The organism is Deltaproteobacteria bacterium (genome assembly GCA_016180855.1).
Classification (GTDB): Bacteria; UBA10199; UBA10199; order JACPAL01; family JACPAL01; genus JACPAL01.
Map to the genome: position 1 here is coordinate 24,067 of JACPAL010000015.1, position 16,172 is coordinate 40,238.

Annotated in this window: 15 protein-coding genes; 6 read left to right on the top strand and 9 right to left on the bottom strand. The window is 49.4% G+C overall.

What is annotated here, in order from left to right; all coding sequences use genetic code 11:
• Positions 1-54: 54 nt before the first annotated feature.
• Positions 55-2,412, top strand: a complete 2,358-nt coding sequence (locus HYT77_07690) for a 3-hydroxyacyl-CoA dehydrogenase/enoyl-CoA hydratase family protein (protein MBI2067876.1) — start codon at positions 55-57, stop codon at positions 2,410-2,412.
• A gap of 129 nt (positions 2,413-2,541) precedes the next feature.
• On the top strand, positions 2,542-3,360 hold the full coding sequence (locus tag HYT77_07695; GenBank protein MBI2067877.1) for a UTP--glucose-1-phosphate uridylyltransferase: 819 nt from the start codon (positions 2,542-2,544) through the stop codon (positions 3,358-3,360).
• On the opposite strand, the gene HYT77_07700 is transcribed toward HYT77_07695, so the two are convergent.
• The 9 genes from HYT77_07700 to HYT77_07740 form a co-directional block, all read right to left on the bottom strand.
• Entirely contained in the window at positions 3,336-4,766 is a 1,431-nt protein-coding gene (locus tag HYT77_07700; GenBank protein MBI2067878.1) for a mannose-1-phosphate guanylyltransferase/mannose-6-phosphate isomerase, read from the bottom strand. The two genes, HYT77_07695 and HYT77_07700, sit on opposite strands and share 25 nt — an antisense overlap.
• 9 nt (positions 4,767-4,775) lie before the next feature.
• Complete coding sequence (locus tag HYT77_07705; protein MBI2067879.1) at positions 4,776-5,819, bottom strand: NAD(P)/FAD-dependent oxidoreductase; 1,044 nt, start codon at positions 5,817-5,819, stop codon at positions 4,776-4,778.
• A gap of 11 nt (positions 5,820-5,830) precedes the next feature.
• The gene (locus HYT77_07710; protein MBI2067880.1) at positions 5,831-6,745 is read right to left on the bottom strand and encodes a flippase-like domain-containing protein; all 915 of its coding nucleotides are present in this window, start codon (positions 6,743-6,745) and stop codon (positions 5,831-5,833) included.
• A gap of 68 nt (positions 6,746-6,813) precedes the next feature.
• The gene (locus HYT77_07715; protein MBI2067881.1) at positions 6,814-8,736 is read right to left on the bottom strand and encodes a polysaccharide biosynthesis protein; all 1,923 of its coding nucleotides are present in this window, start codon (positions 8,734-8,736) and stop codon (positions 6,814-6,816) included.
• A gap of 30 nt (positions 8,737-8,766) precedes the next feature.
• Positions 8,767-9,492 carry a sugar transferase gene (locus tag HYT77_07720; protein MBI2067882.1) on the bottom strand — a complete coding sequence of 242 codons (726 nt, stop codon included), beginning with the start codon at positions 9,490-9,492 and terminating at the stop codon, positions 8,767-8,769.
• 15 nt (positions 9,493-9,507) lie between these two features.
• Positions 9,508-9,660: a hypothetical protein gene (locus HYT77_07725; protein ID MBI2067883.1), complete on the bottom strand. Its 153-nt coding sequence runs from the start codon at positions 9,658-9,660 to the stop codon at positions 9,508-9,510.
• Positions 9,657-10,049 carry a hypothetical protein gene (locus HYT77_07730; GenBank protein MBI2067884.1) on the bottom strand — a complete coding sequence of 131 codons (393 nt, stop codon included), beginning with the start codon at positions 10,047-10,049 and terminating at the stop codon, positions 9,657-9,659. Before HYT77_07730 ends, HYT77_07725 begins: the two co-directional genes overlap by 4 nt.
• Positions 10,036-11,895, bottom strand: coding sequence for a carbamoyltransferase (locus HYT77_07735; GenBank protein MBI2067885.1), 1,860 nt, complete (start codon positions 11,893-11,895; stop codon positions 10,036-10,038). Before HYT77_07735 ends, HYT77_07730 begins: the two co-directional genes overlap by 14 nt.
• A 63-nt stretch (positions 11,896-11,958) precedes the next feature.
• A complete protein-coding gene (locus HYT77_07740) occupies positions 11,959-12,726 on the bottom strand; it encodes a hypothetical protein (GenBank protein MBI2067886.1) in 768 nt (255 codons plus the stop codon).
• A gap of 158 nt (positions 12,727-12,884) precedes the next feature.
• Between HYT77_07740 and HYT77_07745 the strand changes: the two genes are divergently transcribed.
• The 4 genes from HYT77_07745 (at position 12,885) to HYT77_07760 (ending at position 16,113) form a co-directional block, all read left to right on the top strand.
• Positions 12,885-13,412, top strand: coding sequence for a winged helix-turn-helix transcriptional regulator (locus HYT77_07745; GenBank protein MBI2067887.1), 528 nt, complete (start codon positions 12,885-12,887; stop codon positions 13,410-13,412).
• Positions 13,409-13,897, top strand: coding sequence for a hypothetical protein (locus tag HYT77_07750; GenBank protein ID MBI2067888.1), 489 nt, complete (start codon positions 13,409-13,411; stop codon positions 13,895-13,897). Before HYT77_07745 ends, HYT77_07750 begins: the two co-directional genes overlap by 4 nt.
• Positions 13,898-14,073: 176 nt before the next feature.
• Entirely contained in the window at positions 14,074-15,363 is a 1,290-nt protein-coding gene (locus HYT77_07755; protein MBI2067889.1) for a nucleotide sugar dehydrogenase, read from the top strand.
• Complete coding sequence (locus HYT77_07760) at positions 15,364-16,113, top strand: SDR family oxidoreductase (GenBank protein ID MBI2067890.1); 750 nt, start codon at positions 15,364-15,366, stop codon at positions 16,111-16,113. It begins immediately after the preceding gene.
• Positions 16,114-16,172: the final 59 nt, after the last annotated feature.

The following is a 16,172-nucleotide window of genomic DNA, read 5'->3' on the forward strand; positions in this document are numbered from 1 at the left end:
CCCCCTCTCCCCCTAAGCGGGAGAGGGGAATTGATATAGGGATGATGTTGGAGGGTGAGGGTGGAAATCAAAAGAGTTGCCGTTCTTGGTTCCGGTATCATGGGGTCGGGCATTGCGGCTCATCTGTCGGGGGCCGGGATTCCTTGTTACCTCCTTGATATTGTCCCGAAGGAGCCCGGTGCGGATCGCAACAGGTTGGCGAAGGCCGGAATCGAAGCACTCCTGAATTCAAAGCCGTCCCTGATTTTTTCAAAGAGAGATGCCCGATTGATCACTCCAGGCAACTTTGAAGACGATTGGGAAAAGTTGAAGGAGTGTGACTGGGTCATTGAGGTGGTTGTTGAACGGCTCGATATCAAACGGCAGGTCTTCGAACGTGTCGAGCAGACAGTCCGTCCTGAGACGATTGTAAGCTCAAACACATCGGGATTGTCACTTCGCTCGATGTCTGAGGGGCGCTCCTCTCCTTTTCGGAGAAATTTTCTTGTGACCCACTTTTTTAACCCTGTCCGTTATATGAAGCTCGTTGAGGTCGTCTCTTCATCCGAGACGGATCCCGGTACTGTCGAGACCATGGTCAGATTTTTGGAACAAAAACTTGGCAAAGGGGTTGTTTTTGCCAAGGACACCCCTAATTTTATCGCTAATCGGATCGGGGTCTTCGGCTGGTTTTCTGCCATGAAGTACATCCTGGAAAAAAATTATCCTGTCGAGGCGGTCGACAAAATTTTGGGGCCGGCGATTGGTCGTCCCAAGAGCGGGATGTTTCGGACGACCGATATGGTGGGGGTTGATACACTGGCCCATATCGCCCACCACACCTACGAGAGTTGTCCCAATGATGAGATGAGGGAGATTTACAAGGTCCCGAAAATTGTTGAGGAGATGATTGAAAAAAAACAGCTTGGGGAAAAAACGGGGCAAGGTTTCTACAAAAAGGTAAAACGGGGGGATGGAATCTCCGAGATTTTGGTTCTCGATTGGCAGACGGGCGAATACCGTTCTCAACAGAAGGTTCGTTATCCTTCACTTGGCAAGGTGAAGGAGATCGAATCATCCGCCGCACGATTGAAATTTTTTGTAAATCAAAAAGATGAGGGGGGAGAGCTTGCCTGGAAGGTTGTTCGTGACACCCTGCTCTATTCTGCCAACCGGATTCCTGAGATTGCTGATGATATCGTCAATTTCGATAATGGAATGAAGTGGGGATATAACTGGGATCTGGGCCCGTTTGAAATCTGGGATTGCCTGGGCGTCAAAGAGGCTGTCGAGAGAATCCGCCAGGACGGCTTCAAGATTCCATCGTTCGTTGAAGCGGTCCTTCAGAAGGGTGAAGGGACATTTTATCGCCGAGGCGCCGCCGGTCTTGAATATTTTGATCTCCATACCTCTTCCTACAAGGCAATCCGGCAGGGAGAGGGGGTCCTCCTTCTGAAATCAATCAGGGAACGGACGCCAGTGCTTCGCAAGAATGATTCAGCCTCATTGATCGATATTGGGGACGGTGTCCTTTGTCTCGAATTTAACTCCAAGATGAACGCGATAGACGACGAGATCTGCTCCCTCATGAAAGAGGGTGTTCGGGAGGCGGAAAGAAACTTCACGGGCATGGTTGTTGCCAACGAAGGGGAGAACTTTTCGGTCGGTGCCAATCTGATGCTCCTCTTCATGGCGGCCCAGATGGGGGATTGGAAACAGATCGAAACCGTTTTAAAAAACTTTCAGGACGCCTGTATGGGGCTCCGCTATTCCGCCAAGCCGGTTGTCGCCGTTCCTTTCAATCTCGCGTTGGGTGGTGGTTGCGAGGTCTGTTTGGGGGCCGATGCGATTCAGGCACACGCGGAGCTGTACATGGGGCTTGTCGAGTTGGGTGTTGGACTGATCCCGGCAGGCGGCGGTTGCAAGGAGATGATCCGCCGGTTCGATGAGTCGGTTAAGATGGGGCCTTTTCCAAAGGTGCAGCGGGCCTTTGAGACGATCGGTTTTGCCAGGGTCTCTACCTCTGCCAAGGAGGCGCAGGAGATCGGTTACATGACCAAAAAAGACAGGATCAGCCTTTCACGCGACCGTCTCCTGACGGATGCCAAGCGTCGTGTTGTGGAGATGGCCAAGAACTACCAAAGACCGGTTCCCAGGGAAGATATTGTTCTGCCGGGACATGGTGGCTACTACGCCATGGTCTCAGCGATTGAGGGTTTTCGCCTGCAGGGGAAGATCAGCGAGCATGACGAGGTGATCGCTAAAAAGCTTTCTCACATTCTTACGGGTGGCGATAGGCCGAACATGGGAAGGGTCTCGGAGCAAAAACTGCTCGACCTCGAACGGGAGGTTTTTCTCTCACTTTGTGGCATGGAGAAGACGCAGGAACGAATCCAACACATGCTATTAAAAGGCAAGCCGCTCCGAAACTGAGTCCTTCGATTCATAAATTCGGTGACGAATTTGTTTGCTCAGGACTAGTGCTGAGCGAGTAATTTTGTTGATTTTTTTGGCTTTGTATATACGCCATAGTAATTACGAGTCGAAGTACTGAGGAGTTTTATGCGTCGGGTGCGAAAGGCTGTCATTCCTGCTGCCGGTATTGGAACCCGCTTCCTGCCGATCACCAAGGTCGTTCCAAAGGAGATCTTGCCGATCGGCAGAAAGCCCGTGATTCAGTATGTTGTCGAAGAGGCGATTGCGTCGGGGATCGAGGAGATCATTTTTATCATCAGCCCTGGCAAGGAGATGATTGTTGATTATTTCCGCTCTGATCCAGTTCTTGAGTCTGTTCTGGGTGAGAGAGGGAAGAGGGAGGAGATTGAGCTTCTTGGCCGTATCCCGACTTGCGCCAAGGTTAGCGCCGTCTACCAGAGGCAACCGTTGGGACTGGGTCATGCGGTTCTTTGTGCCAAAGAGGCGGTTGGGAATGAGGACTTTCTCGTCATCTTGCCGGATGTGGTTGTGGATGCGAAGGTGCCGGCCTGTCGTCAGTTGATAGAGGTGTGTGGAAAAGCGTGGGGGCTCTTGATGGAGAAGGTCCCAAGAGAGAGGGTCAGTTTTTATGGAATTGTTGAGGTTGAGCGCGTTGGAAATGAACTCTATCAGATCCTGGGGGCTGTTGAAAAACCGAGTTCGGAAACTGCCCCGTCCGACCTTTCCATTTTAGGACGCTATCTGCTCCCCCCAGATGTTTTTTCCTGTATTGAGGCACTGACACCAACGGCTTTGGGAGAAATCCAACTTACAGAAGCGATTGATCGGCTGACGCGTCAGAGACCGGCTTATGGAGCGGTATGCCAGGGACTCCTTTTTGATGTAGGGACACCCGAAGGATTCATGCGTGCGGGGAGACACTATTTGGATACGGATCTTCCGTAGTCATCCTCAAGGCGGATAATATCATCCTCACCGAAGTAGGCCCCTCTCTGGACCTCGATAACCTCAAGAGTTTCTTTCCCGTCGTTGCCAAGTCGGTGGGGTGCTTCACAGGGGATATTGATTGATTCACCAGGCGAAAGAATTGATTCATGATCACCACAAATGACGCGGGCAATTCCCTTGAGGATAACCCAGTGTTCCGAGCGGTGGCGGTGTTTCTGCAGACTTAGTTTTTTCCCGGGGTCGACCAGAAGCCGCTTGACCTTGTGGTCCGGGGTGTCTTCCAGGATTGTGAACGATCCCCAAGGACGTCGGACGGTCCGATGAGAAACGGTCAACTCGTTTTTTGTTTTTTTGAGCCGGTCGACGATCTCCTTGACCTCTTGAACCCGTTCCCGCGGACTCACCAGGACCGTGTCGTCTGTTCTGATAATTACAAGATTTTCAATCCCGATGGTGGCGATGAGACCCTGATCGGCATAGAGGAGTGACGAGCGTGTATCGCGTGTCAGCGTCTCTCCACGAATGACATTTTGATCTGAATCCTTAGGGCTGATATTGTAGTACGCCTCCCAGCTTCCCAGATCGTTCCAGCCGGCCTCCATCGGTATGACAACGCCACCGTCTGTCTTTTCCATGAGTCCGTAATCGATCGAAAGTTTTGGGAGGGAGGCATAACCGCGTTCCAAGGTTGCCGCAGTAAGTGATGGATCTCCAAGTTCTTTGGCAATGCTGTAGATTTCAGGCCGAAGTCTCTTTAGAAGGGTCTGAAAAACTTCCGCACGAAAGAGAAACATGCCGGAGTTCCAGAAGTAACTTCCTTCCGCCAGATAGCGCAACGCTGTTTCATAATCCGGTTTTTCCACGAAGGAACCAATTTTGAAGCCACCGGGTGTATTCAAAGGATGCTCGGCTCGAATATAACCATACCCCGTTGCGGGGTAGAGGGGGCGGATGCCGAATGTGACAATCGCCTCTTCACCGACTAACCGAATCCCCTTCTGAAGGGCCTTCATAAAGGCTTCTTCATTGGAGATGAAATGATCAGACGGAAAGATCCCGATAATCGCCTTTGGATCTTGACGGGCAATCACTGCTACGGACCACGAGATGGCCGGGAGGGTGTTTCTTCCCTCAGGTTCCGCCAGAATCATTTTCGTGAGGTCGGGATGAACGGCCTCCAGTTGACGTTGGACCTCAAAGTGATGATCCGCTTGTGTCACCGTTACAATATGATCTGGAGAGATGGTTTTAAGCAGACGCAGCGCGGTGAGTTGGAGGAGCGTCTTTTCTTCCGTTAACGGAAGGAGTTGCTTGGGCAGGAGGCTTCGTGAGAGGGGCCATAAGCGGGTTCCGGTCCCACCGGCCAGGATGACGCCATACAAAGAGGGCATAGAAAGTCTCATAACACCGGCCTATAGAAGGCGCAATATCTCCCGTGCCAAGGCCGGTGCCGCCGTTAAGCCTGGCGACTCAATCCCCAGAGCATGAATCCAGTTCCCCTTCTTTTTGAGGATGAATTCGCCAACGGGTTGTCCTGCCCGAAAGAGTTTTGGCCGGTTTCCTGAGTATCCCTGTGAAAGGCTGAAGTCTTTGAGATGGGGCAGATAAAATCTTACGGATCTCTGAAAGTCTTCTATCGAGGAGAGAGGAGAATAGTTTGACTTCTCGCGGATGAAAAAGGCATTGGGCCCTACCAAAGTTTGGCCGTCAAGGGTCGGTGTCAGATGGACCCCCAGACCATGGGCCGACCGATTGGGAAGGTGATAGACGGGACGTTGGAGCGGTTGTTGGTTAAGGAGATAGTAATCCCCACGACAAGGTCGGATTTCGTATTCATTCAACCCGGACCAGCGAGCGACCTCATCGGCATAAAGTCCCGCGGCATTAATCGCAAGATCAAACGGAATTTCTCCACGTTCTGTTTCCAGTGCACGCTCTCCCCTGAGCCCGGTGACCCTGCATCCCAGAATGATATGGACTCCCCGTTCCTCAAGGTAAAGCGCCATTGATTTGAGATAGCCCGCGGCATCGACGAGCCCTGTTGAAGGGATGAAAATTGCTTGGGTAGGTCTTAGAAGAGGTTCTTGCCGAGAAAGTTGTTTTGGGGAGAGAAGTTGAGGTTTGGTGATCGGAAGATTCTCTATCCGGGCAAGAAAAGTTTCCAGATCTGCTTCCTGTCCCTCTTCAGGGACGATCCATTTACCACAGGCCTGGTGGTTGACATTCAACTCACGGAGCCATTGATAGGTGAACCGGTTTCCCTCAATGCAGACCTTTTCCTTGAATGAACCAGGTTTGTAGAAAACTCCGGAATGGATAACGCCGCTGTTTCTACCGCTTGTCTCCTCTCCAAGAGACGAGGCCGTCTCAAGGAGATAAACCTCATCCCCCCTCTCCTGAAAAACTCTCGCTGTATGAAGACCGACAATTCCGGCACCGATGATAACAACTAACATTTTTTCTCCAATTAAGAGATTGGCAAATCGGCATCCTGTTTTTTAAGAAAGTAGAGTCCTGTCACCAGCTTCAGGAGAAGATTAAAGACAGAAAACAGGAGGCCTATGTAAAAGAGGAGCTCCCCTACGGAAAGCAAGCCATTTTCCAGCGGAACTCCCTGGATATGAGGCTTGAAGAATTCCACCATTGCGGCCTGTGTGGTACCGAGCCCAGAAGGAGTGATCGGGATTGTGCCGACCAGAACGACAAAGGGAAAGAAGGCGAGTACTTTTGCGAGAGGGATTGAGGCCTGAAAAAAATGGGCGACAACATAAAGGGTTGTGTTGAGTGCCAGATGCATCGGTAATCTAGCCATAATTCCGCGAAGATAATCAGTCGGGACCGCATGGTGGAAGGTGTGAAAAAGGTCTCTCGTTCGGACCCATTTCAAGGTGCGCCAGTTGAGCGGAAGCCGAAAAAAGAGAAAGAGTGCGAAGAGGCCAACGGTACTTCCTCCCCAGATGGCCTGGATGAATTGACTCAGGTTAATCTCATGTACAACAAGATTTGTTGTCAAAGAGCCGATAAAGGCAAGCAAGATCGTTGTGTAGAGGTCGATCAGAACAATAAAGAGCATAAGGCTCGAACTTTTAAAAAAAGGGATCTTTTTCTTCTGTTTTAAAAAATAAGCGAATGCGCCCTGGCCGGCTCCAAAGTTGAGCGTCATCAGGAGGTACGAGGCGAAACGGATTGGCCCTATGTCTCGTACGGAGAGGGGATGTCCAAAGTGCGAGAAGAACCAGCCCAGCGACCAACAGTCGAAAAACCACATGAAAATGAAGTAACCAATAGAATAAATACAAAACGGCAAGACATTGAGGTATTGCCATGCTGTCAGAATTTGTGAGGGGGGGTACTGCCGAAACAGGTAATACAGGATGACCAACGCAAGGGCCCAAGGGAGAATTTTTTTAAAAGACTTTATGAGCAGAGAATGAATTTTACTCTCCGTTCTTATTTTGAGACTACAAATTTGTCGATATTTTCAAAGGCTGGAGAGGCTTGGGAGGAGTCTGGCAATCCCTCCGACTTAAAGGTCGGGATAAGGTCGGCGAACAATTGGAGAAGGGTCTCTGAGTCACCTGCTTGGGCGATCTCTTCAAACTCTCTGATTTTGTTCATCAGGAGGTGATGGTTCATTGGTGCAGAACTTTCTACCAGCATGATGTTTTCAATCCCGGACGGTTTGATTGATTCGTCTTTCCCAACAAGTTCTTCATACAGTTTTTCGCCGGGTCGGTGGCCAATAAAGGAGATCGGAATCTCAGTGTCCGGGAGATAACCGGTCAGGCGGATCAGGTTTCGAGCCAGCTCAAGCACCTTGATCTGTTCGCCCATCTCGAGCACAAAGACGTCTCCCTTGTGTGCCAAAGCAGTCGCATGAAGGACAAGATGAACCGCTTCGGGGATTAGCATAAAATATCGCCGCATCTCTTCATGGGTGATGGTGACAGGCCCTCCCTCCTCGATCTGTTTTATGAATCGTGGAATGACACTGCCGTTGCTGCCAATGACGTTTCCAAAACGGACTGAAGCAAAAACAGTTGGGTATCTCCTGTCCATTTGCTGTATGAAAAGCTCGGCGATTTTCTTGGTGGCCCCCATCACACTGGAGGGATTAACGGCCTTATCACTTGAGATGAGTATGAAGCGTTCAGCCCCATGACGTGCGGCGGCCTCGGCAACAGTTCGGGTTCCCGCAACATTGTTTTTCACTGCTTCACAGGGATGAGACTCCATCAGGGGGACATGTTTATGAGCCGCGGCATGAAAGACAATCTGGGGGCGAAGTTGTTCGAAAAGCCGATGAATCAACGTGTGATCGGTTACATCAGCAACCAGCGGATGAATTCGGGATGGAGGAAGTTGGGCTTGGCGGAGCAAGTCCTGTTCAATTTCGTAAAGGCTGTTTTCATGTCTTTCCACAAGGATGAGAGACCGTGGCTTCAGCGTCATGATTTGACGACAAAGCTCGGATCCGATCGATCCTCCAGCTCCCGTTACGAGCACCCTCTTTCCTTCGATCAGATGACGAACAGGTTCCGAATCGAGGTTGACAGGGGCCCGATCCAGAAGATCTTCGAGAGAAAGATTCCGGATTTGGCCGACGGAGATCTTTCCATCCAGAACATCCCGTAGATTAGGCAAGGTTTTGATCGGAATTTTATAGGGCTCCAGAATTTTTACCAATTCTCGAATCTTGGAGGGAGACATTTTGGAAATCGCAATGAGGATCTCATCGGGGGATCTTTCGGCAACAATCTTGGCCAGGTTTTTTCTTGTTCCAAGAACAGGGATGCGGTGAATCGATTGCCCCACTTTGGTCGGATCATCGTCGATGAAGCCGATCGGTTCATATTGGTAAAAATTATTGTTCTTTATATCGCGAACAATCATCTCTCCCGCGTCGCCGGCACCGAAGATGAGAACCTTCTTTTCGTAGTCGGGGTGTCCCAGTTCACGGTAAATTCGGCGGGTCAGACGCATCCCCCCCAAAAGGCAGACGAGCAAAACAGAGTCGATGATAACAAGGGTCGTGCTGGCGTCGGTTGTTTTTAAAAAAAACTTGAAGCAAATGGCAGAGAAGGCACTGCTCAAAAAAACGGCTCCGATGATGTTTCTTAAGTCCCAGATGCCGGTATAACGCCAGAGCCCCTCATAAAGCCGGAAAGGGATAAAGGTGGCTCCGCGGATCAGGAGGATCCATGGAAGCGTTGCCTCGAAAAGGTGAGTTTCTTCCTCGGACAGCAGGCCATTGTAGCGGAGGAGGAAGGCACAGTAGTAGGAGAAGACAATCGTTGTGAGATGAATGACGATGACAATAAGGCGCCGGTACTTCATAATAACTTTCTTGCTCGATTCCCATTGAGACATCATAACGACTTTACGAATCCTTTCCCTTGACCCCTACCGTGCCTGAACAATGTGGACGGAGCCTGGTGGTGGATAGGGGCTCAGTTTTTCCTCGCGCAAAGCGACCTGACAGAGAAGCGGCTCAACCTTCTTCCGCCTCAGAATTTTATGGATTCCCTGGAGGGCAAGCGGTTTGGCGAAAATAGCAACCGCCGTCAAAAAAGTAAGCTGCAGGTCCAACCAGAGTGACTGATTCTCAATATAGAATAATCCAAGACGGCTTTTCCAGGGGCGGATCAGCTGATTATACCCCAGATCGGGATTAGGATGACCTTTCAGGATCTCTCCTTCATCCGAAAAGACGATGGAAGAGAGATCGGTAATCCCCGGCTTGACAGAAAGCAGTTTTTTTTCCTCTTTTGTATAGAGAGCGACATCCCGTTCTACATTGGGACGGGGTCCGACCAGGGACATCTCGCCCCACAGGACGTTCCAGAGTTGGGTTAGTTCATCAATTTTGAAGCGCCGGATAAAATGGCCGACAGCCGTAATCCGAGAATCGTCTCCGGCGGTAGAATCAATCCCGCTTCGATCGGCGTTGATGACCATGGAACGGGCTTTAACAATCCTGAAGGTTTTACCATTCACTCCAACCCGCGAAGCGAGGTAAAATGGGGAGTGGCGATCCTGAAGCCAGACCAGGAAAAGGGTTGGCAGAAGAATTGGCGAAGAGAGGAGAAGGCCGAATAGGGAAAAGGTCATGTCCATGAGGCGCTTCACGAGTAAGGTCTCCATCTAAAATAGTGTGTAAATAAAAGGGGCTACGGCGGATCCCTGTGAAAAAATCATGAGCCCCCCGAAGAGAAAGAGGGTCAGGAGGATCGGCAGAAGCCAGTACTTTTTTCGCACCCTCATAAAGGCCCAAAGCTCTGATAAGACCGAAATCAAAACAACCTCCTCATACTCTCCCTGATATCCAATTGGTTCTTCTTAATCCAGTAGGAGGGTTGGTCCTTGACTGGACAGAATTTCTGAGTATCAGCTCCAAAAATTTTTTTCAACAACCCAAGTGGGGTTATTACAAGGTAAAAAACAATCAGGAGCGTGAGGGTGGTCAAAACACTGCCGATGATCGATGTCACCTGAGCCCATCGTTTGTGCACCTGTTTCAGCGATGAAGGTCGGAAGAGACCTAAGGTTAGAATAAGAACGGCCGGGACGAGCAGGTAAAGGCGAGGTTCCTGCTGTTTGACGAGTGGGATCAGTGCCCAGAAGAGCAAGGCACAGCCAAGAGCCACCCCGAATTTTTTGAGCTCTTTGGTATTAGTCGAGTTCAAATTTTCGTCTCCAGTCCCCTTCCTCATGAAGCGGTTTTTGGGCTGTTTTTTCCAAAATACAGTTTTCCATAACAAGATAATCCATTCCCGTCCTCATAAAGCATAGGTAGGCATCCTCCGGTGAGCAGACAATCGGTTCGCCACGAACATTAAAGGATGTGTTGACGAGTACCGGGGTGCCGGTTTTTTCCCCAAATGTCTTGATTAAGTTGTAAAAGCGCGGGTTTGTTTCCTTGTCGACCGTCTGGATTCTGGCCGAGTAGTCTATGTGTGTAATCGCCGGGATATCTGATCTTGGTTGATTGAGAAGATCGATTCCCCAGAGCCTTTTCGATCCATTACGACTTGAGGGGATTCTTCTTTGTTCTTTGACCGGAGCAACCAGAAGCATGTAGGGGCTGTCGCAATCGATCTCAAAGAACTCCTGAACCTGTTCACGCAAGACGGAAGGGGCAAAGGGACGGAACGATTCCCGAAACTTGATCTTGAGGTTCATCGTCGACTGCATATCTGGATTTCGGGCATCCCCCAGAATGCTTCGGCCGCCAAGTGCCCTCGGTCCAAACTCTGTCCTTCCCTGAAACCACCCAACTACTTTCCCCTCTTTTAGAATATCGGCGGTCCTGGAAGAGAGCTCCTGGTCGGGATATTTGCGGTAGGGGATCTCCTTTGATTTAAGGAACTCTTCCACCTTCTCGTTGGAATAGGAGGGGCCGAGAAAGGCTCCTTGCATCTGATCCTGTTTTTCATCAGAGATCCTTGGATTGTCCAGGTATTGGTACCAGGCGGCGAGTGCGGCCCCAAGCGCCCCGCCGGCGTCGGTGGCCGCGGGTTGAATCCAGATGTTTTTGAAGAGTTTCTGGCGCAGGAGCTTTCCGTTGGCCACACAATTCAATGCAACACCTCCGGCCATGCAGAGGTTCTCTTCGCCGGTCTCTTTCCTGGCAAAACGGGCCATACGAAGAATAATCTCTTCAACGACCTCCTGAACGGACCGGGCGAGGTCCATTTCTCTTTGCGTCACCTCCGATTCCGGTCTTCGTGGAGGGCCGCCGAACAGACGATCAAATTTTTCATTCGTCATCGTTAGCCCCTTACAATAGTTCATGAACTCCATATTGATGGCAAGTGACCCGTCCTCTTTGAGATCGATCAGGTGGCGGTAAATAGCATCGACATAGCGAGGCTCGCCATAGGGGGCGAGCCCCATCACCTTATATTCTGCCGAATTGACTTTAAATCCGGTGTAATAGGTGAAGGCAGAATAAAGAAGGCCTACTGAGTGAGGGAAGTGGAGCTCATATAACAGTTCCAGCTTGTTGCCTATTCCTCTCCCAATAGAAGCGGTTGCCCATTCCCCTACTCCATCAACGGTCAATACCGACGCTTTTTTAAAAGGAGATGGGAAAAAGGCAGAGGCGGCGTGAGATTGGTGATGCTCTGGAAAGAGCATGAGATGTTCCCAGTCCCTCTTCTCTTTTTTTGTCGGGCCAAAGAGTTTGTTGAGTTCTTTGGCCAGAAGACTTTTTAAGAAAATTTTCTCTTTAATCCAGATCGGCATTGCCTTCAGGAAGGAGCAAAATCCGGATGGCGCGAAGGCAAGATAAGTTTCAAGGAGGCGCTCAAATTTAAGAAACGGTTTGTCATAAAAGGCAACAAAGTCGATCTGCTTGGGCGTGATACCAGCTTCCGCGAGACAATATAAAATTGCATTCCCGGGAAAGGAGGGGTCATGCTTCTTCCTTGAAAACCGTTCTTCTTGAGCCGCGGCGATGATCTTCCCGTCCCGCACCAAACAGGCGGCGCTATCATGGTAGTAGGCAGAGATTCCAAGGATGTAAGTCATAATGATCAACCACAATTCGGACTTTTGGATAAACTGTTTCGCCTCTTTATGTTCTTAATGTTCTTAAACAGGCTTTGTAAAGTGGACTGCCTTAAGTATCTCATCACGCCTTGCCGGATGGGCAGCAATAAGATTCTCTATTCGAAGCTTGTTCAACGTTCTCAAGGGGTTACCATTAAAATCAAAGAGATCGTATCCAGTCTCTACGGCTATCAGTGCACCCCCTACATAGTCCCAGACAGACTTTGGAGTCAGACTGATTACCCCCGAACAGGATTTTTCATATCCGGCCCTTGCTAGTTTGTAGGCAATACTCCCCATCGGTGTGATCTGTTCAGGGGCCCAGTTCTTAAACAGCCCTTTTTTGCAGTCGGTTCGGCTTACCAACCACCGGGTACCGTGGTCTCCTTCCCTCAAAAGCATCCTCTTATTATTTCTAAAAGCCCCCTCTCCTCTTTTTGCACAAAACAGCTCTTTGGTGATCGGGTTATAGACAATCCCAATCTCGGGTAATCTGTTTATAATAAGGGCGAGTGATATTGCAAATTCATGATTTTTATTGATAAATTCTCTTGTCCCATCGAGTGGATCGATGACCCAGTAGCTTTGACAGCTAAAATTAAACGCTTCTCGGCTGTTATCCTCTTCCGAAAGGATAGGGCCAAGTCCTGTTTTTTTAAGCCCTTCTACGAGAATTTGATGGGATTTTTTATCAACAATCGTTGAAGGATTTTCAATATTTCTATTGTAGTTCAATGGCCGCGTTTCTCGAAAGCCATTTTCAATGACCTTTCCTGCCTTAAGTACTATTTTAATAATATTTTCAATCATTTAGTTATGTTTATCGATGATGTGTGATTTGCTTTGAGCGCTCATCCGATGATTTGAAATTAATTGCAAGGGTCAAATAATTTTCTTGCTATCTCAGATGACCCTTTAATATATGTTTCGCCTCCTGAACGTTCTATTTAAGAACAGTGGGTGAGGAAGTGAATTCAGAACATTTGAACGGAAAAGAAATCATAGTCTTGAACCTTCTCTCGGGTGACTCTCTGGCATCCCAAAGGCAGATTTCCGGACGGACCGGTTTTTCGCTCGGGCTTGTCAACTCGACCATAAAAAACTTGATCAGGGCAGGGTTTCTCAAGGTTGCGAAACTAAACAGTAAAAAGCTTCGTTATCTCCTGACCGAAGAGGGCTCAAATCTTCATGCCAGGCGTTCGTATAACCTGGTCGTTTCAGCAATAAGGCAATATCAACAAATTCGGGAACAACTACAAAAACAACTTATAATTCTTTATAATCAGGGCCATACCGATTTCATCCTCCATGGAAATCAGGAGATTTCTGAGGTTATAAGACCGATCATACAGGAAGAGTTGTCGAACAAGGTCTCTTTTCGTACCGAGGCCTCTCCTCATGATGAAAAAAGTATCCTGCTCAAGTTTTTTGGCGAAAAATCTCCACCTGATTTTAAGGGGCAGGTGGTTGAAATCCGCCTTGAGGTTCAACCATGAATCAGTGGTATGTTGTTCAGACAAAGCCGAGGCATGAGGAGATTGTAAAGGGACAGCTTGTTCAGGCCGGTTACCAGATCTTTCTTCCCAAAATGAAGGCATTCTCTACGAACCAGTCATACTTTAAACCGCTGTTTCCTTCCTACCTGTTTGTCTGTTCCGATTTTGAAAATAACTACCTCAGGAGAATGGTCCATTTTACTCGTGGTGTCCTACGAATCATTGGGGATGGTGAGAGGCCGGCCCCGGTCCATTCCAGTGTTATGGAGACCCTCATCAATAGTGTGAACAGTGGGCAGGTTGTTGAGCAGGAGCTACTGTTGAGGCAAGGGGATTCGGTGCGGGTTAAGAGTGGAGTTCTCAAAGACCTGATTGGAATTATTGAAAAGAATGTCTCGACCTCCGGGCGTGTAGGGGTGTTGTTTCGATGGTTCTCCGGAAAGATGAGGGCACATCTTCACTATCGCCAGGTTGAGGTGGTTTAATAGACGATAAGATTGTAACTAATTGAAACTTAAAGGAAATACTATATTTCCCTTGGGCGGTAGCTCGCCTGACACCCCTCACCCATAAAGGCTCTTAAGTTAAAGAAATTCCCTCTCCCGCAAGAGGAGAGGGAGAAAAGATTTTAGCGGTAAAATCAATTAAGGAGGATTCGGGTATGGCAGAAAAGCGAAAAATCGGTGTCATCGGACTGGGGTATGTTGGGTTACCACTTGCGGTTGCCTTTGGGGACTGTTTCCCGGTGGTTGGTTACGATCGGGATCGACGTCGTGTGAATGACCTCCTTGAGGGGCGTGATCGTACTAATGAAATTACAACGGAGAAACTGACCCAGTCAAAAATAACCTTTACAAGTGACCCGAATGATCTGGCGACGGTCAACTTTTTTGTGGTTACCGTCCCAACCCCTATTGATGACGCCAAGAGACCAGATCTCTCCTGCCTTGTCTCCGCCTCGGAGACCGTCGGTGCCAGACTCAAAAAGGGAGATATCGTTGTTTATGAATCAACTGTTTATCCCGGTGTGACGGAAGAGGAATGTATTCCTGTTCTGGAAAGAACCTCGGGTCTCAAGGCCGGTTCCGATTTCTTTGTCGGCTATTCTCCGGAACGGGTCAATCCCGGAGACAAGGAGAGGACCCTTACACGCGTTTTGAAGATCATCTCCGCCCAGAATGAGGAGACGCTAGCGGTCATGAATGCGGTCTATGGGCAGGTGATCAAGGCGGGTCTGTATCAGGCCCCCAGCATTAAGGTGGCGGAGGCGGCCAAGGTGATTGAAAATATCCAGCGTGATCTGAACATCGCCTTGATGAATGAGATCGCCGTAATCTGCCATCGTTTGGGTATTGATACCGCCGAGGTTTTAAGGGCGGCGGGGACGAAATGGAATTTTCTATCTTTTTCACCAGGGCTGGTTGGTGGCCACTGCATCGGCGTTGACCCCTACTACCTTACCCATAAGGCCGAGATCCTCGGTTATCATCCACAGGTCATCCTGTCGGGGCGTAGGATCAATGATTCTATGGGGATCTACATCGTTCAGCAGGCGGTCAAGAAGATGATCCAGAATAATCATTCGGTGAATGGTCATCGAGCCCTCGTGCTTGGCCTGACCTTTAAGGAGGATGTCCCGGACCTTCGAAACAGCCGTGTTCCGGAAATGATCAAGGAGCTTCAATCGTTTGGGCTTGAGGTTGATGTCTATGACCCGCTGGCGGATCCGGAAGAGGCCTTTGAACATTATGGTGTCCGCCTGGAACAAAATCTCGACAAGAAGAAGGGGTATGCCCTTTTTCTCGTGGCGGTCGCTCATAAGCCGTTTAAGGGGATGAAGGCATCCGTCATTAAGCAGATGGCGGCTTCTCAGGCGGTTGTTGTCGATGTAAAGAATCTCTTTTCGAAAGAGGATTTTGTGGGCACGGGACTCAACTACTGGAGAATTTAAATGTCTAATCCTTTCAGTCTGGAGGGGAAGGTCATCCTGATCTCGGGTGGATCTGGCTTGCTCGGTTCTTCGCTCGTGAGTGCCTTTCAGGAACAGGGTGGGCGCGTCATTGTTTTTGACCTGAAAGAGGGGAAGAGTTCCACTGTCTGCTACTATGAATGCGACGTGACAGATGCGAAGAGCATTCAAAAGGCCGTCCAGAAGGCGATAAAAGATGAAGAGAGGATTGATGTGCTCGTTAATTCGGCCTATCCCCACAACAGAAACTGGGGGAAAATTTTTGAGGAGATCAGCCGCGAAGACTGGTCTGAAAACGTCGATGGGCATTTGGGGGGCTATTTTCAACTCACGCAGGAGGTTGTTCGTGAGATGAAGAAGCAGAAGAGGGGAAGCATCATACAGGTAGGTTCCATTTATGGCATGGTCGGTCCCGATTTTTCCATTTATGAAGGGACAAGTATGACGATGCCGGCCGAATATGCGGCGATCAAGGGAGGGCTAACGACTTTAACGCGCTATCTGGCAACTTACCTGGCTCGCTTTAACATCCGCGTCAATATGGTTTCCCCGGGTGGTATCTATAGTGGTCAACCGGAGTCGTTTGTAAAAAATTATGAGAAGAGGGTTCCGTTGGGCAGAATGGCAACTCCCGAAGATATTTGTGGAGCGGTTCTTTTTCTCTCAAGCGATGCGGCCCGTTACATAACGGGTCAGAATTTGGCCGTCGATGGCGGATGGACCGCCTGGTAATTCCTTGGTTGGCAGATTTTCAAGGGCCGCTCTTGTTTTAATAGGGTTTGGGATTTTGG